We start from the raw sequence: 18151 nt of genomic DNA, 5'->3' as shown, positions 1-18151 counted from the left end.
TAATAGGAGGGGAAGGGAAAAAACTAATCAGAGGTTTATGCCAACTAAGGAGAGAGCACAGCATGAATAGGATGAAAGGCATCAAGATTTTGCTCGTGGACGATGAACCGGCGATATTAGATTTTTTGACAATGGGCCTTGAAAATGAAGGCTTTGAAGTGAAGACAGCAGCTGACGGAATGACAGCGATGAACACCGTAAAGACATTTCAGCCGCATGTGGCCATCCTGGATGTGATGATGCCTGGAATGGATGGACTGGAAGTATCGAGGATGATGAAAAAAACCGGCCATACCGCCGTTATTATGCTTACGGCCAAGGATGAGGTGGGGGTTCGGGTAAAAGCGCTGACAGAGGGCGCTGATGATTATATGATCAAACCCTTCAGCTTTGAAGAGCTGCTGGCGCGAATCTATGCAAGAATTCGGGATCACTTTCCCAACCTGTTTGAAGAAGTCGCGCTCGGTCCGTTTCGAATTGATGATCGGCGCAGAGAAATCCGCTATCAGGAAGAGGTGCTCAAGCTTTCAGCAACAGAATACGAGCTTTTAAAGTTTTTGGTGCTGAATCACGGCCTTGTGCTCAGTAAAGCGAGGATTCTGGATAAAGTATGGGGGTATGATTTTTACGGAGAAGAAAATATTGTCGAAGTGTACATCCGTTCCTTGCGGGAAAAGCTGAATGACAAAAAGCATGAAGTAATCCGAACGGTTCGGGGCGCGGGCTATCGGGTGGATATAGAATGAAAAAACGATTCAAAACGCTGCGCTTTCAGCTTTTATGCCGCTCATTATGCATTCTCGTTCTTCTATTGGTGTTTGTTGGCGCTTTACAATATGTGTTTGGAAAACGCCTATTATATGAAAACCGGGCTGTCAGCATTCAGAGTTATATCAATTCGACGGAGCCGACCATCTGGAATAACATTAAAACATACAAAAGCCATCCCGGCGGCTTGAAAAAGTCAGATGGTGCTGTCCGTCCCGCCTTTATTTATCCGGGCGTGACCATTGTTTTTATTGATAAGAAAACAAAAGACAGTACGGTATTGTCGACCGACCCATATGCGGGAGCGCCGCCGACAGTGAAAAAAAGTGTATATGATGAGGCATTAAAAGATACGATGGCTTTGCATTATAGAGTCACGAAAAATGAATCCGGCGAGGAAGTGCTGATTGTATTTCAGGCTATTAATATCGATGGAAAAGAAGCAGGCGTGATTCAAATGAGTGCTTTAACAGAACCACTGAAGGACGTACTGCTCCGGCAAATCAGCACTTACTCTACACTCTCGCTTGTCGCGCTCCTGCTCGGGCTTTTTACATTCTTGCCAGTGGTCAGACATACGCTTAAACCGTTATCACAAATGGTACATATGATGGGTGAAATCAATGCAGGAAATTTGAATAAAAGGCTTCCTGTATATCGAAAACAAATGGAAATTGACACGCTCGCCATTTCGTTTAATCGCATGCTGGAGCGGATTGAAACGTCATTTAAAGCAGAAAAAGAAGCGAAGGAGCGCATCCGGCAATTTGTATCAGACGCTTCACATGAATTGAGAACGCCTTTAACGTCCATACACGGCTTTATCGAAGTGCTGCTGCGTGGCGCCGCGCTTCAGCCGGAGCAGAGAGATAGGGCGCTGAATAGTATGTATGAAGAGTCGAAGAGAGCCACTCGGCTGATAGAGGATCTGTTGTTTTTAGCAAAAATTGATCGGGTGCCGAGCTTTGAAATGAAGAGGGGAAATCTCGATGCGCTCATAAGGGAAATGGAGCCGCAGCTCAGTCTGCTTGCAAAAGAAAGAAGACTGCAGCTGCTGCTAGAAGATGATGCTGAAGCGGTGTTTGACAGGGATAAGATGAAACAGGTTATTTTGAATTTGGTTTATAACGCGGTGCAGTATACAAAAGAGAAAGCCGGTGCCATTACCATCTCACTGCAAAAAGGCCGTGATAGCGTTATGCTGATGATAGCGGACAACGGCACAGGCATCGCGCCGGAGCACTTACCACATGTGTTTGACCGGTTTTACAGGGCAGACCCATCCCGCTCCCGGAAATATGGAGGTTCGGGATTGGGCCTCGCCATAACGAAATCGATTATCGACAGCCACAATGGGACAATTGACGTGAAAAGTGAAATCGGCAGAGGCACTGTATTTATGATCAGGCTTCCTGCACCAGCTTATTCGTCAGATGAGTGAGAAAATTTCTTCAGCCGGTATTGAAGGCTTTGTCGGCTGATGCCAAGTTCCTGAGCGGCTTTCGAGATGTTATGGCCGTGTTTTCTTAACACGTTCTCTATCACATATTTTTCGAAGCTTTCCATTTTTTCTTTTAAGTCCGCAGCCGGCTGATGTCTTGGTTCAGGCTCTGGAATGTCAGCAGGCTTGATTTTCATGCGGTATTGATAGGGCAGATGGGAGGCTGTAATCGTTTGCTCGTCCGTCATGAAATTCATGGCGCCTTCGATCATATGCTCAAGCTCACGAATATTTCCCGGCCAGTCATAAGAAAGAAAAAATTGCTTCACGTCTTCGCTGATGTGTTCAACATTCATTTGGAACAGATGGTTGTTTTTCTGGATGAACTCCGACGCGAGAAGCAAAATGTCTTCTTTTCGTTCCCGAAGCGGCGGGATGATCAGCGTCACGACACTCAGCCTGTAATACAAGTCCTTCCTCATCCGTTCGCCGGCAATCGCGTCAATTGGGTCTTCATTCATCGTGGCAATAATACGTACATCAATCGGTGTGTCCTTTGTTGAACCGATACGCCTGATTTTTCGTTCTTGAAGGGCGCGCAGCAGCTTTGCCTGAAGGCTGAGATTCAGCGAATTGATTTCATCTAACAGTAGCGTGCCGCCATGGGCTTGTTCAAACAGGCCGGGCTGGTCGACAGCGCCCGTAAACGCGCCTTTTTTCGTTCCGAACAAAATGCTTTCCACAAGGCTGTCTGGCAGTGCCGCGCAGTTTTGGGAAATAAACGGGCCGCCTGAACGATCGCTGCCATTATGGATACTTTGCGCGAACAGCTCTTTTCCCGTGCCGGTTTCACCTGCGAGAAGGACAGATGATGACGTGCGGGTTGCCCGCTTGGCGTTTTCGATGACGTCTTGAATGGCCGGGCTGGTGCCAAGAATGCTGTCAAACGTATAGGTGGTGCTGCCCTTTTTGTTCATATTCTCCCTGATCAGCCGTTCTAGCTTTGTCACATCCTTGGCAATTTCAACGGCACCCTTGATTTTGCCGTCCTGGACGATGGGATAGGTATGATTGATCGTCGTGATTTCCTGGCCCTTATTATTGAAGTAGCTTTGCTTCACATTTTTAATCGTCTTGCCTTCCTGGAGCGCCTGTACCAGCGTACTGTCCTGCTGTTTTGAAAACATAAACACATCCATCAGGTTTTTATTCAGGACGTCATGCTTCTCCATATCTTCAATCTGCATCATTTTATTGTTATAAACGATCGTGTTACCATGCTCGTCCACTACGTGCAGGCCAACATCGATTTCATCTAAAATGCTCTGAAAAACCAATGTGAGGAATTCGCTGTCCTTGACCACTGTATGAACCTCCCTCAATTATTTTCTTAATATTTCTTCTATTTTATAAAAAAATGGAGAGGATATGCAAAAGAATTTTGCACTCACTGAAATTTTTGCTCGAAATATCAGAATGTTTTTGCACCTTGTCCTCGAAAATTGTAGAAAACACACGAATTCTTGATTTGGCACAGAACTTGCATTTATATAAAGGGAAAGCAGGATAACATGTTGAAACAGAAAACAAGGGGGAATTCAAATATGCCAGCTTTATCTAAATCCAAAGAAATTATTGATCAGACGTCTCATTATGGAGCCAACAATTATCACCCGCTCCCGATTGTCATTTCTGAAGCGCTGGGTGCTTGGGTAAAGGACCCGGAAGGCAATGAATATATGGATATGCTGAGTGCTTACTCTGCGGTAAACCAGGGTCACAGACACCCGAAAATCATTCAGGCATTGAAGGATCAGGCTGATAAAATTACCCTCACATCACGCGCGTTTCACAACGATCAGCTTGGGCCGTTTTACGAAAAAACAGCTAAGCTGACAGGCAAAGAGATGATTCTGCCGATGAATACAGGAGCCGAAGCGGTTGAATCTGCGGTGAAAGCGGCGAGACGCTGGGCGTATGAAGTGAAAGGCGTAGCAGACAATCAAGCGGAAATTATCGCATGTGTCGGGAACTTCCACGGCCGCACGATGCTGGCGGTATCTCTTTCTTCTGAAGAGGAATATAAACGAGGATTCGGCCCGATGCTTCCGGGGATCAAACTCATTCCTTACGGCGATGTGGAAGCGCTTCGACAGGCCATTACGCCGAATACAGCGGCATTCTTGTTTGAACCGATTCAAGGCGAAGCGGGCATTGTCATTCCGCCTGAAGGATTTTTACAGGAAGCGGCGGCGATTTGTAAGGAAGAGAATGTCTTGTTTATTGCGGATGAAATTCAAACGGGTCTCGGACGTACAGGCAAGACGTTTGCCTGTGACTGGGACGGCATTGTTCCGGATATGTATATCTTGGGCAAAGCGCTTGGCGGCGGTGTGTTCCCGATCTCATGCATTGCGGCGGACCGCGAGATCTTAGGCGTGTTTAACCCGGGATCACACGGCTCCACATTTGGCGGAAACCCGCTTGCATGTGCAGTGTCTATCGCTTCATTAGAAGTGCTGGAGGATGAAAAGCTGGCGGATCGTTCTCTTGAGCTTGGCGAATACTTTAAAAGCGAGCTTGAGAGCATTGACAACCCTATCATTAAAGAAGTCCGTGGCAGAGGGCTGTTTATCGGTGTGGAATTGACAGAAGCGGCACGTCCGTATTGTGAGCGTTTGAAGGAAGAAGGGCTTTTATGCAAGGAAACGCATGATACTGTTATTCGTTTTGCACCGCCATTAATCATTTCCAAAAAGGATTTGGATTGGGCGATAGAGAAAATCAAGCACGTGCTGCAAAACGCATAAACCCGCACCATGAAGGGATATTCACTTCGTTTGTATAAATTTACAACAGAAAAATCAGCACTCCCTATTTGCTCAGCTGCAGTATTTTAGTATAATGTATCTTTATGAGAAGAAGTGAATTTTATATTAAATAGATAGAGGCTCTTTGGACAGCAAACTGGGATAGCACCATGCAGATGTTCCAGCTTAGATCCAATACAAGTTGCTGAAGGGGTGCAGAATGTGAATACAAACCAAGATAACGGAAATCAGCTCCAGCGGACAATGAAATCACGCCATTTGTTCATGATTTCATTGGGCGGAGTGATCGGAACCGGTTTCTTCCTTGGAACCGGGTTTACCATTAACCAAGCGGGACCGCTCGGCGCGGTTCTGTCCTATTTAGTGGGCGGCTTTATCATGTTTTTGACCATGCTCTGCTTAGGAGAGCTGGCAGTCGCCTTTCCTGTATCGGGGTCCTTCCAGACCTACGCGACGAAATTTATCAGCCCGGCCTTCGGGTTTGCGTTCGGCTGGCTGTACTGGCTCGGCTGGGCGGTTACATGCGCCATTGAATTCTTATCAGCGGGGCAGCTGATGCAACGCTGGTTTCCGCATATAGACGTGTGGATCTGGTGTCTGGTCTTTGCGGCACTGATGTTTATTCTAAATGCGATCACCACAAAAGCCTTTGCGGAATCTGAATTCTGGTTCTCAGGCATTAAAATTTTGATTATCCTTTTATTTATTATTCTCGGCGGAGCCGCCATGTTTGGCCTGATTGATCTGAAGGGCGGAGAGCATGCGCCGTTTTTGACGCATTTTTATGAAGACGGGTTATTTCCGAACGGCATAAAGGCAATGCTGATTACGATGATTACCGTGAACTTTGCGTTCCAGGGAACTGAGCTGATCGGGGTTGCGGCCGGAGAAAGTGAAGACCCTGAAAAAACGATTCCGCGGTCGATCAAACAGACAGTATGGAGAACGCTTGTATTTTTTGTTCTTTCCATCGTTGTCATTGCCGGCATGATTCCGTGGAAACAGGCGGGAGTCGTGGAAAGTCCGTTTGTTGCCGTATTTGAGCAAATTGGAATCCCATATGCTGCTGATATCATGAACTTTGTTATTTTAATCGCGCTGTTATCTGTTGCGAATTCAGGTTTATACGCATCAACGCGTATCCTGTACGCGATGGCGAATGAAGGACAGGCCTTTAAAGCGCTCGGCAAAACAAATCAGCGCGGTGTACCGATGTATGCGTTAATCGTAACGATGGCTGTGGCTTGCCTATCACTTCTGACAAAGTTTGCGCAGGCTGAAACCGTATATATGGTGCTGTTATCATTGGCGGGGATGAGCGCGCAGGTCGGCTGGATTACGATCTCGCTTTCCCAAATCATGTTCAGACGCAAATATATCCGCGAAGGCGGCAAGACAGAAGATTTGAAATTCAAAACACCGCTGTATCCGGTGCTTCCGCTGATCGGCCTGACGTTAAATACAGTCGTGCTTATCAGCCTTGCATTTGATCCGGAGCAGCGTATCGCGCTGTATTGCGGCGTACCGTTTATGATCATTTGCTACATCATTTATCATGTCGTCATTAAAAAACGCCAGCAGGCAAATCGTCAGCTAGAGCTTTAAAAACGTTGTCCGCAAGTCATCTTTGTTAGAACCCGCATAGGACATTATCTTAAATGTTGAGGTGGAATCACAGATGGATAAAACGATTTCGGTTATTGGAATGCCAATGGATTTAGGACAAGCACGACGCGGAGTGGATATGGGCCCGAGTGCCATCCGCTACGCTCATCTGATCGAGCGGCTGTCAGACATGGGGTATACGGTTGAAGATCTCGGTGACATTCCGATCAACCGCGAAAAAATCAAAAATGACGAGGAACTGAAAAACCTGAATTCCGTTTTGGCGGGAAATGAAAAACTCGCGCAAAAGGTCAACAAAGTCATCGAAGAGAAAAAATTCCCGCTTGTCCTGGGCGGTGACCACAGTATTGCGATCGGCACGCTGGCAGGCACAGCGAAGCATTACGATAATCTCGGCGTCATCTGGTATGACGCGCACGGCGACTTGAATACACTTGAAACTTCACCATCGGGCAATATTCACGGCATGCCGCTCGCGGTCAGCCTCGGCATTGGCCACGAGTCACTGGTTAACCTTGAAGGCTACGCGCCTAAAATCAAACCGGAAAACGTCGTTATCATTGGCGCACGGTCACTTGATGAAGGGGAGCGCAAGTACATTAAGGAAAGCGGCATGAAGGTGTATACGATGCACGAAATCGACCGTCTTGGCATGACAAAGGTCATTGAAGAAACCCTTGATTATTTATCAGCATGTGACGGCGTCCATCTGAGCCTTGATCTGGACGGACTTGATCCGAACGACGCACCGGGTGTCGGAACCCCCGTCGTCGGCGGCATCAGCTACCGGGAGAGCCATCTGGCTATGGAAATGCTGTATGACGCAGGCATCATTACCTCAGCCGAATTCGTTGAGGTTAACCCGATCCTTGATCACAAAAACAAAACGGGCAAAACAGCAGTAGAGCTTGTAGAATCTCTGCTAGGGAAGAAGCTCTTGTAATAAGAAAGCCCCCGCATCCCGCGGGGGTTTCAGCGTGTCGACAAACCCTCGCATTCGTTGTCAGGCCTGCGCTTCGGTGCTCACGAATTCCAAACATTCGCTGCGCTCCAATGCTCGTTCTTCCTAGACTTCAAGGGTTTTCAATCACGCTGAAAAGATGAAAGAATCCTAAAACTACAAACCGTTTTAGGATTCTTTCGTTAAATTGAACCCCCGCACCCGCGGGGGTTTTTCATTTATCCAATCATTTTCTCAGCGACTTTCATCTCCTGTGAATGGGTTTGATGGTCCGCAATAAACCAGCCTGATAACATCACCGCTGCGACGCCTGCGCCAATCAAAAATTTTTTCATTTATATAACCTCCGTTCGTTTAATCAGTTCTTCAATTTGTAATGCTTCATAAAAAAAGTGGGCAGCTTCTTTGTAAAGCTCAAGTTCCCTATACCGTTCGCCAGCCAAAATGGAAAGTTCTCTTACACTGTCATACTCTTTCTCGGACAACAAGTCATCCATATGTTGTTTGCATAAGTAAAACGTTTCCGCATGACCCCCTTCTGCATAAATGGCATATAAAATGTCTATTTTTGCCTCACATATTCTATTCGGCTCAGCAGCCAATTTTTCCTTCACTTCTTGGTAATAAGAAAAGGCCTGTTCTTTCTTTTTGATCTTAAACAGCTCTCGTATCAGCAGGTAGGCAGAGTGATAATAATAGGTGGAGCGGGCATACTCTTCGTTCTGCAAGGCCTCTTCTAATTTGGAGACTGCTTGTTCTGATTGGCCGCTTTGCGCATGGAGAAGTCCGAAGTTATGCAAAAGCTGGGCTTCAAAAAAATGATCCTCCAATTCTCTTGTGATCCGAATTGCTTCGTCCAAATATGTTTTAGCTTCTTCAAACTGCCCAATTTCGGTAAAATTGCCTGACATGGTAATCAGGGCTGAAGCCAGCTTCTTTTTATAATCAGTCTCTTCCCTGAACGTTTTGACCGCTTGCCGTGTATGATTGAGGGACACAATATTTTGTCCCAGCTTATAATAGAGCTTTCCGACCTTCAGGTGAAATTCGGCTTTCTCAATCGGATCGGGAATGTTGTTGAGATACTGCTCAGCATCTTTATACAGCCCAATGGCAATATCATAATTATTTTTATAGGCCTCATACATGCCTTCAAACAGAAAAAAGTAATATTTCAGCATGTCAGACGTAGCATTCATATGAGAAGGCTCCTCATGCTGAAAGCCCTGTCCTCTCGCCTCGTGAAGCAAAACCTTGTGGCGCAGTTCCAATAAGGAGAAGTAGGCAAGCACCTCCTGATCCTCTTCCATGTCATCCAATAAAGGCTTCACTTCTTCAAATAAACGGGAGGACTCTTCCACTTCATGTTTCTTGATAGCAAGGTACCAATCGTTGAGCATGCTAGCGATTTCTGCAGGTGCAATCTTATTCATGTGAAACTCCTTTCTCTAGTGACTTATCAATCTCAGTTGCTTATTCTGATAGTAACACCTCTTTCTATTTTATGTAAAATCCTCTAGTCAATATATGAAGGAGAGATGATATGACAATCATACTGACCCCTATGCAGACAGAAGAATTTCGGTCCTATCTCACGTACACAACAAAGCATTACGCGGAAGAAAAGGTAAAAGCGGGAGCATGGCTGCCTGAAGACGCACAGCTTTTGTCTAGGCAGACGTTTACTGATCTGCTTCCGAGAGGGCTGGAAACCCCCCATCACCATTTGTGGAGCCTCACGCTGAATGAAAAGGAAATCGTTGGCTGGTTCTGGATCCATGCTGAACCGGAGCATCCGCAGCAGGAAGCGTTTATTTACGATTTCGGGTTATATGAACCGTATCGGGGCAAGGGCTACGCAAAGCAAGCATTGGCAGCATTAGATAACACGGCCCGCAGCATGGGAATCCGGAAGCTGTCCCTTCACGTCTTTGCCCATAATCAGACGGCGCGAAAGCTATATGAGCGAACCGGATTTCAAGAAACAGACGTGGTGATGAGCAAAGAGCTTTAACGAAAAGGGTCTGGTAAAGGCCTTTTTTAGTCTTCTGTAAATAAATTCTAAAAATTCAGTAAAAGGACTAGTTTCTTTCCATATATTCCTAATATAATAGAGAAGGGAAGTATATTTTCCTACATTTAAATGAAAAGAGGAGATGTAATGAGAATGAAGAAAAGGGTATCAATGTTTATGGTAGCGCTTACAATATGCGGCGGCCTGTTTGTTTCTCCAGCCAAAGCCGTAAAGACCACAAACTATGCAGAAGAAATTGCCGCACTGCAGCCAGGCACGACACCGGAGGAAATCATGAAATCGGCCAGCCAGATTGCCAAACAGCAGCACGTAAAGCAAGACGTTATCCTAAAACAGTTCTATAAGGAAATCACAGCTGACAAAGCAGAAGGTGACAAGCTCGCCAAGGAAAGCGGCATGTCTATCATGGGCGGCTCGTCCGGCACGAAAAAACTCCCGACAAGCGCGAAAGGCAATATCTATTACACGAACTCCTACACAGCCTACTATAATCATGGCCACGTCGGCATGTATTCCGCCGCTGACAAAATTGTTGAATCTGTCCCGGGCGACGGTGTCAGGCAGATCGCTTACAATGCCAGAGACGTGGAAGACAACTCCATTGTGCAGACCGTCAGTGTTACCTCATCTCAAAAAACAGCTGCCGCTGACTGGGCGGTATCAAAAGTCGGCGACCCATACTCATTTAACTTCGTCAATAACAGAAGTACCGGCCATGACGGCGCCAAAAACTGTTCAAAGCTCCTATGGTCCGCCTTTTTGCTGAAAGCCGGCATTGATATAGACAGCAACGGAGGTTTAGGGGTGTATCCGCGCGACATCACCAGTTCATCCTATACAGCAACCATTATGACCATCAGATAAGGAGAGGGATATGAAAAAGTGGATGATCACCATTGCCATGCTTGTTCTCGCAGGAATCGCACTATTTGTCTTCGTTTCCCCTCTCAAAAGCCATAAAGCCGTGAATCAGCAGGATCTCAGAGATCCCAGTTTCCTGGATGACAAAGAAATCCTGCTGTATTTCTCATCCTCTGCGGATCAAGATGCATTTGGCGGCGGGAAAAGCTACGCCCTGTTTATCAGCCAGGACGGGTCGCTGTCTTCCTTTAAGATGAAGGGCCTTGAGCTGGGCTCAGCCAAGGTTCACGGCGACAGTGTGATGCTGGAGGACAAAAACACGATTTACACGATCAAAAACGGCCTGAGTTCTCATAAAAGAGCCTATCAGCACACCGGAGACAGCGCGGGCTTTCTGCAAAACACGGACGGTTTTTATACCTTATACAACTCCGGCTATGACAAAAAGAGAGACGGATACCGCTCAGAGCTGTACCGCCAAATGAACGGAGAGTGGAAAAAAGACGTCATCCCATCCTACATTCGGGCCTCCGGTTTTCATAACGGTTCGATTTTCGCACTCGTTCCGACAGCTGACGAAAAAGTCTATGAGCTCCTTCAGATTCAAGCGGATCAGAAGAAGCTCACCTACCACAAGATAACGGAATGGCAGTACAGGGAAGGAGCCTCAGTCGAATCCCAGCTTGCCGTGGACGACCAAGCTGTGTATGTCATGATTCGCGGCCAAAAGGCGCGCAATCTCTATCAAATGGTCAAGGTCAACAAAAAAAGCGGCAAAGTAGAGCTGCACGACATCGCCGAATACAAAAACGACGAACAAACGATATACAGCTCCATGCCCTTTAGCTTCAAAAAAAGCTTCTTCTCTTATGACGGGAACCTGTACTTCATTGACGGCTTCGGAAAGGTGTATAAAATCGATGCCAAGACAGGAAAAACAAGCATCGCCTTCACTCTTTCCCGCGACAAAATGAAAGCCGATTTCAAAGAAATCACCCAAAAAGGCAGCAGTCTCTACTTCTTCACATACACGTATAACAAGCCTGCCTACATTGAACAGTACAGTCTGAAAACCGGAAAGAAAATGAAAGAAAAAGAGATTGGGAAGGTAAAGGACGTTGTGACGCCAAAGAGTCATTTGAAGCTGTATGATGTTGAGGTGATGAAGGGGTTTTAGGGCAAGGAGGTTAGTATGGGAGCTATCGCCGTTTTATTTATCGTTTTTGGTTTTCCGATCATTGCAGGTGTATTTGGTATAGCGGGTCATTTTTTATTTAAGAGATTTTGGGTGGCGCCGTTGATTGTCCTTATCGCGAGTTTGATATTGTTATTTACGTTAGCTTCGGGCAATAGCTCATTCATGTTTTGGGTTGTTGTGTATACGGCAATCGCGTTAGTAACCAGTATTGGTACATTATTTCTCAGGAAATTTTTTAATTGATCTGTTTACGAAGAGACTGGTATAAAGTCTCTTTTTTTGTTGAACCGAAGTTTGCAGAGATTTTGGGTATGGTATAGAAACGAATCTAAAGGAGTAATGACATGCGGACCAAACGGGTTATTCTTCTGGCAGTTATGATCAGCCTGGTTTCGGGCATTACTGTGTTCCTGTTAAATGGACGTAAAGTCGACTGGTTAGACATCGCAGGAACTATTATCGGCTGCTTTCTTGGCATCTTTATCGTTATAAGAATACAGAAAAAACAGTCGTGAAAAAGGGAAAGGGTCATGCCGAACCGAAGTCATGTTCTAGGACAAAGAGTCCAAACACATGAATGGGAGGAATGGCGTTGACAGGAAACAAAGCGGTTGTGTACAAAGGCAAAGGAAACGTGGCGGTGGAGGATATCGGTTATCCGGAGTTAATCTTAAGGGACGGGCCCGGCGTCCCGAAGGCAAATGTGAATCGAAAATGTGAGCATGGGGTTATTCTCAAAGTCATTACAACCAACATTTGCGGAAGCGACCAGCATATGGTCAGAGGCCGCACAACGGCGCCTGATGGCTTGGTGCTCGGGCATGAAATTACTGGAGAAGTTATTGATACGGGGCGGGACGTTGAATTTATCAAAAAAGGCGATATCGTATCCGTTCCTTTTAATATTGCCTGCGGGCGCTGTGTGATGTGCAAAACGCAGAAAACGCACGTGTGCCTGAATGTCAATCCTGACCGGCCGGGCTCGGCTTACGGCTACGTCGATATGGGCGGCTGGGTCGGCGGCCAGTCTGAATACGTCATGGTGCCCTACGCTGATTTTCAGCTTTTGGTATTCCCTGATAAAGAACAGGCGTTAGAAAAGATTCTCGATTTGACCATGCTGTCCGACATTTTCCCGACCGGCTTCCACGGAGCTTACACAGCGGGCGTGCAAACAGGTTCAACCGTTTATATCGCGGGAGCGGGGCCTGTCGGCTTGGCTGCTGCACACTCCGCTCAGCTCCTAGGGGCCTCCACCGTGATTGTCGGCGATCTGAACGAAGATAGACTGGCACAGGCGAGAAGCTTCGGCTGTGAAACGGTCAACGTGCAAAAACACGACCGCCTTGGCGAGCAAATTGAACAAATACTAGGTGAACCAACCGTTGATGCCGCAGTGGACTGTGTCGGCTTTGAAGCATCCGGGCACGGCAATCAAGGAGAAGCGCCAGCCGCCGTGCTGAACTCGATCATGGATGTCACCCAGGTCGGAGGCAGCCTCGGAATTCCGGGCTTATACGTGACCGAAGATCCCGGTGCAAAGGATGCAGACGCCAAAACAGGCTCATTAAAAATCCGCTTCGGACTCGGCTGGGCCAAAGCCCACACTTTCGTCACCGGACAAACGCCGGCAATGACATACAACCGCAATTTGATGAAAGCGATCCTGAGCGGCAGAGCGCAGATCGCAAAAGCGGTCAACGCCACCGTCATTTCTCTGGACGACGCGCCAAAAGGCTACAGCGACTTCGACAAAGGCGCAGCCAAAAAATTCGTCATCGACCCGCATGGGACATTGAAGTAAAAGAAAAAGCCGGACGTTCTCAGAACGCCGGCTTTATTGCTGATAATCCGTTTCTTCAAAGCGGTTTCCCGTTTCATCCTGTACGATGAAATCCCCTTCGATTTTGTCCAGTCCAATCAAAATATAAGGGTTTTTCTCATTTTCCTCGGGAGCCGGCTTTCGTTTCACAGTTACAATCTTTTCTTTAGGTGAGTATTTGACGTCTGACACCTCAAGCTTCTTATCCTTATCGCTGCTTCCGAGAGACACAATAACCATCTTTCTGCTTTCTAAAATGGTGAAGACTTGATACCCTTTTACGTCATCATGTGTTTGAAGGTAATTTGCGTATAATTCTAGCTCGGAACTGCCTTCACCGATTCGATCCTTCTCCAACACCCAATAAGACGGCTGACACCCAGCAAGCAGCAACATGATCACAAAAAGCCAAACCCATCTAAAGCGCAAATGCAAACCTCCCCACACATCGGTTACATCCAAACTAACACACGGTCGCGAAATAGAGTCATCAACAGCTTGTTTGTCGAATTGTGGATAAAACTCAGCCCGAAGCACTACTAACATGTGAATAAATAGGTTATATTGGGAAGAGAATATTTGCAATAACGCAAGAAACCATCGGAGGATTTGAACATGAAACAAGCGTATTATTCCTGTGAAGAACACATCGAAACGGTGCTGGATATGTACATAGACGACCACGAGCTGCCGCCCGAAATCAGAAAAATCGAACATACTAACAGTTTATCCACAGCCTGTGAATTATGTGGAGACCCCGCAGTATATATAGTGGGGAACGAATGATCTTACACAAAATACAGAAAATATATCCACAATTGTGGACAACATATATGAATAACTTGTTTTTAAAGTGGGGATGACCTGTGAATATCAATATTGTGACAATCGGAAAACTAAAAGAAAAATACCTCAAGCAAGGCATTGAAGAATACACCAAACGACTTTCGGCCTACGCAAAAATCGACATCATCGAACTCCCGGACGAAAAAGCGCCGGAAAACCTAAGCGACCAGGACATGAAAATCATAAAAGACAAAGAAGGCGACCGCATCCTATCCAAAATCAGCCCCGACGCCCACGTCATCGCCCTCGCCATCGAAGGAAAAATGAAAACATCCGAAGAACTAGCCGATACAATAGATAAGCTGGCTACATATGGAAAAAGCAAAGTCACCTTCGTCATCGGCGGCTCACTTGGATTGAGCGACGCAGTGATGAAGCGAGCGGATGAAAAGCTGTCGTTTTCAAAGATGACGTTTCCTCATCAGTTGATGCGGCTTATTCTGGTGGAGCAGATTTATCGGGCTTTTCGGATTAATCGTGGGGAGCCTTATCATAAATAGGTTACATTTAGTCATGTTAGTTCTATAGCCGGTATGGTAAATAACTTAAACCAAGTGAAGATCATAAACCAAAACTTTGCGAAACACTTAATATAACATAATCATTTAGATAGGAGATATTTATGTTAACCATGAATGGATCATACTTAATGAAAAAGCAAATGGAATTTTCTATACAGGGAAATAATGTACAAAATTAAGCTCAGCAATTTTAAAAGAGTTGAATATCAAGTTACAATGTATTAAGATGCAACGGACAATAGAGAAAGCTTATTTCATTTTCTAGAAAGCATCAAGCTCTGGCAAAGAAACAAGTAGAACTTGAAGAGCAACTTTATTTAGGAATTTTAAAGCAATTAGACCAATAATAGAAAAAGTGAGGAACACAATATGGCTGAATTAAACGCAATATTATTTAGTGCTGCAGATAACTTGCGAAGCAAAATGGATGCATCAGAATATAAAAACTACTTATTAGGATTAATCTTTTACAAATACTTATCTGACAAGTTATTAGAAAAAGTAGTTGAGATAGCAGATGAATCTCTAGATAAATACAACACACAAGAAAAACAAACGCAATTGTATAAGGATTTATTAGGAGATGAAGAGATAAGAGGTGATTTGATTGAAACGTTAGTTGATACATTAGGCTATGATATTGAACCAGAGTATTTATTTAATGTATTAACCAATCAAGCGAAACTAAACACGTTTCAGTTAAATGACCTGAATAAAGCCTTTATTGATTTGTCTACTAAATATGATCAATTTAATGGGTTGTTTGATGATGTGGATTTAAAATCAAAAAAACTAGGATCAGATGATCAACAACGAAACATTACCATTTCAGAAGTACTAAGGAAGCTAAATGATGTCGATGTAATTGGGCATAATGGCGATGTGATTGGAGATGCCTATGAGTTCTTAATTAGTCAATTTGCCTCTGAAGCTGGTAAGAAAGCTGGAGAATTCTATACACCTCATGAAGTATCTGAAATGATGGCGCGTATTGCCGCAATCGGTCAAGAAGACAAAAAATTATTTAGCGTATTTGACCCGACCATGGGATCTGGTTCTTTAATGTTGAATATTCGAAACTATATTAATTATCCAGATAGTATAAAATATCATGGACAAGAACTAAACACAACAACTTTTAATCTAGCGAAGATGAACTTAATTTTGCATGGTGTTAATAAAGAAGATATGCGTTTACGCAATGGGGATACATTGAACAAAGATTGGCCGACAGATGAGCCATATACCTTTGATTCTGTTCTTATGAATCCACCATACTCTGCAAAATGGTCTGCAGATGCTACATTCTTAGATGATTCACGTTTCAATCGTTACGGAAAGTTAGCGCCAAAATCAAAAGCCGACTTTGCTTTTCTTTTACATGGGTTCTACCATTTGAAAGATTCGGGAACGATGGCCATCGTCTTACCGCATGGAGTACTGTTCCGTGGAGCGGCAGAAGGTGTGATTCGCAAGAAATTATTAGAAGATGGCTGCATTGATGCCGTGATTGGCATGCCAGCAAACTTATTCTTTGGCACATCGATTCCAACAACAGTCATCATCTTGAAAAAAAATCGCTACACTCGTGATGTGTTATTTATTGATGCAAGTAAAGAGTTTATCAAAGGAAAGAACCAAAATAAACTTTCTAAAGAAAATATTGATAAGATTGTCGAAACGTATAAGAAGCGAGAAGATGTTGAGAAATATGCGCACGTCGCTACCTTTGATGAGATCAAAGAGAATGATTTCAATTTGAACATTCCTCGATATGTAGATACGTTTGAGGAAGAAGAACCTGTGGATATGGCTGCGATTGGTGCAAAGATTAAAGATATTCGAAAAGAAAAAGCAGAACTAGAATCTAGCCTGTATGACATGATTTCTTCGTTGCAATATGATGAAGAAAATGTGGAATGGGTCAAGGGTGCGTTAGAGGTGTTTAATCGTGGGAAATAAGCGAGTGCCAGAAGTGAGATTTGAAGGATTTAGCGGAGAGTGGGAAGAGCGTAAATTAGGAGATATTTTTAATATTTTGGATGGAGATAGAGGCAAAAATTATCCTGGGGAGTCCGACTTTAATGAAAATGGAGAAACTTTATTCTTAGATACTGGTAACGTTAAGAAAAATGGTTTTGATTTCTCAACTAAAAAGTACATCACTAAAGAAAAAGATGAATCACTAAGAAGTGGAAAATTAGAACTTTATGACTTTGTTCTAACATCACGCGGAACATTGGGAAACGTTGCATACTATGATAAGAAAACTAGGAATCACTATCCTTCTGTTCGTATTAACTCTGCTATGTTAATTCTTAGACCTATAATGAGTAATCAAGTGTCCGATGATTACATGACAGCTGTATTACGTGGAAATATTATTGATACGTTTATGTCAACAAATCAAGTTGGTTCAGCGCAACCACATATTACTAAACGTGATTTTTCAAAAGTAAGCGTTGGTATTCCATCAATATTAGAGGAGCAAACCAAAATCGGTTCATTCTTTAAACGTCTTGACGAAACTATCGCTCTTCACCAGAAAGAACTAACCACCCTCAAACAAACAAAACAGGGGTTCTTGCAAAAAATGTTTCCAAAAGAAGGAGAGTCTGTGCCGGAGGTTCGGTTCCCGGGATTTACTGGAGAGTGGGAAGAGCGTAAATTAGATTCAATGGTGGATAGGGTAAAATCATATTCTTTATCTCGTGATGTCGAGACGAATGAATATACAGGATACAAGTATATACATTATGGTGACATCCATACAAAAGTTGCCGATATAATAGATGAGTTTAGCGATTTGCCAAACATTAAAGCGGCTGGAAACTATGAACTCCTGGAAAAGGGAGATTTAGTATTAGCTGATGCTTCAGAAGATTATCAAGGAATAGCCGCACCTGCAGTAGTTACTATAGATGTGCCATACAAACTAGTTTCTGGACTCCATACGATAGCTTTGAGACCGAAGCAAATAGATTCTTTGTTTCTTTACTATTTGATTAACTCCCAAACTTTTAGGAAGTATGGTTATAAGACAGGTACAGGAATGAAGGTATTTGGAATTAGCACAACAAACCTTTTAAAGTTTGAAAGTGTGTTCCCGATATTGGAAGAACAAACTCAAATCGGCAACTTCTTCAAACAACTAGACGACACGATCGCTCTCCATGAAAGTGAATTAGAAACCTTAAAAGAAACAAAAAAAGCATTTCTGCAAAAAATGTTTGTCTAACGA

Annotated in this window: 19 protein-coding genes; 15 read left to right on the top strand and 4 right to left on the bottom strand. The window is 44.4% G+C overall.

Annotated features, from left to right (window positions below; translation table 11 throughout):
- The first annotated feature begins 62 nt into the window (after window positions 1-62).
- A complete protein-coding gene (locus MY9_RS20520; protein WP_014666085.1) occupies window positions 63-746 on the top strand; it encodes a response regulator transcription factor in 684 nt (227 codons plus the stop codon).
- Window positions 743-2209: a sensor histidine kinase gene (locus MY9_RS20515; RefSeq protein WP_014666084.1), complete on the top strand. Its 1467-nt coding sequence runs from the start codon at window positions 743-745 to the stop codon at window positions 2207-2209. The genes MY9_RS20520 and MY9_RS20515 overlap by 4 nt, the downstream gene beginning before the upstream one ends.
- On the opposite strand, the gene rocR is transcribed toward MY9_RS20515, so the two are convergent.
- The gene (gene rocR / locus MY9_RS20510) at window positions 2191-3573 is read right to left on the bottom strand and encodes an arginine utilization regulatory protein RocR (protein ID WP_014666083.1); all 1383 of its coding nucleotides are present in this window, start codon (window positions 3571-3573) and stop codon (window positions 2191-2193) included. The genes MY9_RS20515 and rocR overlap by 19 nt on opposite strands.
- Before the next feature lie 240 nt (window positions 3574-3813).
- Here rocR and rocD point away from each other — a divergent pair, with 240 nt between their 5' ends.
- From rocD to rocF, 3 genes are all read left to right on the top strand, one after another.
- Entirely contained in the window at window positions 3814-5019 is a 1206-nt protein-coding gene (gene rocD, locus MY9_RS20505; protein ID WP_014666082.1) for an ornithine aminotransferase, read from the top strand.
- Window positions 5020-5241: 222 nt separating this feature from the next.
- On the top strand, window positions 5242-6645 hold the full coding sequence (locus MY9_RS20500) for an amino acid permease (protein ID WP_014666081.1): 1404 nt from the start codon (window positions 5242-5244) through the stop codon (window positions 6643-6645).
- Window positions 6646-6718: 73 nt separating this feature from the next.
- A complete protein-coding gene (rocF, locus tag MY9_RS20495; protein ID WP_003226959.1) occupies window positions 6719-7609 on the top strand; it encodes an arginase in 891 nt (296 codons plus the stop codon).
- A 236-nt stretch (window positions 7610-7845) separates the two neighbouring features.
- Here the strand turns inward: rocF and MY9_RS20490 are convergent, their stop codons facing one another.
- Both MY9_RS20490 and rapG read right to left on the bottom strand, forming a co-directional pair.
- Window positions 7846-7962, bottom strand: coding sequence for a Phr family secreted Rap phosphatase inhibitor (locus MY9_RS20490; protein WP_014666080.1), 117 nt, complete (start codon window positions 7960-7962; stop codon window positions 7846-7848).
- Window positions 7963-9060, bottom strand: a complete 1098-nt coding sequence (rapG, locus tag MY9_RS20485) for a response regulator aspartate phosphatase RapG (RefSeq protein ID WP_014666079.1) — start codon at window positions 9058-9060, stop codon at window positions 7963-7965.
- Between the two features lie 110 nt (window positions 9061-9170).
- On the opposite strand from rapG, the gene MY9_RS20480 reads away from it, so the two are divergent.
- The 6 genes from MY9_RS20480 (at window position 9171) to fdhA (ending at window position 13525) form a co-directional block, all read left to right on the top strand.
- Complete coding sequence (locus MY9_RS20480) at window positions 9171-9641, top strand: GNAT family N-acetyltransferase (RefSeq protein WP_014666078.1); 471 nt, start codon at window positions 9171-9173, stop codon at window positions 9639-9641.
- 147 nt (window positions 9642-9788) lie between these two features.
- Window positions 9789-10526 carry a YiiX/YebB-like N1pC/P60 family cysteine hydrolase gene (locus tag MY9_RS20475; protein ID WP_014666077.1) on the top strand — a complete coding sequence of 246 codons (738 nt, stop codon included), beginning with the start codon at window positions 9789-9791 and terminating at the stop codon, window positions 10524-10526.
- Between the two features lie 10 nt (window positions 10527-10536).
- Window positions 10537-11700 carry a hypothetical protein gene (locus MY9_RS20470; RefSeq protein ID WP_014666076.1) on the top strand — a complete coding sequence of 388 codons (1164 nt, stop codon included), beginning with the start codon at window positions 10537-10539 and terminating at the stop codon, window positions 11698-11700.
- 15 nt (window positions 11701-11715) lie between these two features.
- Window positions 11716-11964 (top strand): DUF2651 family protein, encoded by a 249-nt coding sequence (locus MY9_RS20465; RefSeq protein ID WP_014666075.1) that lies wholly within the window; start codon window positions 11716-11718, stop codon window positions 11962-11964.
- 101 nt (window positions 11965-12065) lie between these two features.
- On the top strand, window positions 12066-12236 hold the full coding sequence (locus MY9_RS20460) for a hypothetical protein (RefSeq protein ID WP_014666074.1): 171 nt from the start codon (window positions 12066-12068) through the stop codon (window positions 12234-12236).
- A 62-nt stretch (window positions 12237-12298) separates the two neighbouring features.
- Window positions 12299-13525 carry a formaldehyde dehydrogenase, glutathione-independent gene (fdhA, locus tag MY9_RS20455; protein ID WP_014666073.1) on the top strand — a complete coding sequence of 409 codons (1227 nt, stop codon included), beginning with the start codon at window positions 12299-12301 and terminating at the stop codon, window positions 13523-13525.
- 33 nt (window positions 13526-13558) lie between these two features.
- On the opposite strand, the gene MY9_RS20450 is transcribed toward fdhA, so the two are convergent.
- Entirely contained in the window at window positions 13559-13972 is a 414-nt protein-coding gene (locus MY9_RS20450; protein ID WP_014666072.1) for a hypothetical protein, read from the bottom strand.
- A gap of 186 nt (window positions 13973-14158) precedes the next feature.
- Here MY9_RS20450 and MY9_RS21415 point away from each other — a divergent pair, with 186 nt between their 5' ends.
- The 4 genes from MY9_RS21415 (at window position 14159) to MY9_RS21410 (ending at window position 18148) form a co-directional block, all read left to right on the top strand.
- Entirely contained in the window at window positions 14159-14329 is a 171-nt protein-coding gene (locus MY9_RS21415) for a CxxH/CxxC protein (RefSeq protein ID WP_003219122.1), read from the top strand.
- Window positions 14330-14409: 80 nt separating this feature from the next.
- Entirely contained in the window at window positions 14410-14889 is a 480-nt protein-coding gene (rlmH, locus tag MY9_RS20445) for a 23S rRNA (pseudouridine(1915)-N(3))-methyltransferase RlmH (protein WP_003226975.1), read from the top strand.
- 390 nt (window positions 14890-15279) lie between these two features.
- Window positions 15280-16872 (top strand): type I restriction-modification system subunit M, encoded by a 1593-nt coding sequence (locus tag MY9_RS20440; protein ID WP_014666071.1) that lies wholly within the window; start codon window positions 15280-15282, stop codon window positions 16870-16872.
- Entirely contained in the window at window positions 16862-18148 is a 1287-nt protein-coding gene (locus MY9_RS21410; RefSeq protein ID WP_014666070.1) for a restriction endonuclease subunit S, read from the top strand. Before MY9_RS20440 ends, MY9_RS21410 begins: the two co-directional genes overlap by 11 nt.
- Window positions 18149-18151: the final 3 nt, after the last annotated feature.

Origin of the sequence: Bacillus sp. JS (genome assembly GCF_000259365.1) — a bacterium.
Taxonomy (GTDB): domain Bacteria; phylum Bacillota; class Bacilli; order Bacillales; family Bacillaceae; genus Bacillus; species Bacillus stercoris.
This window is presented reverse-complemented; position numbering and strand designations above follow the sequence as displayed.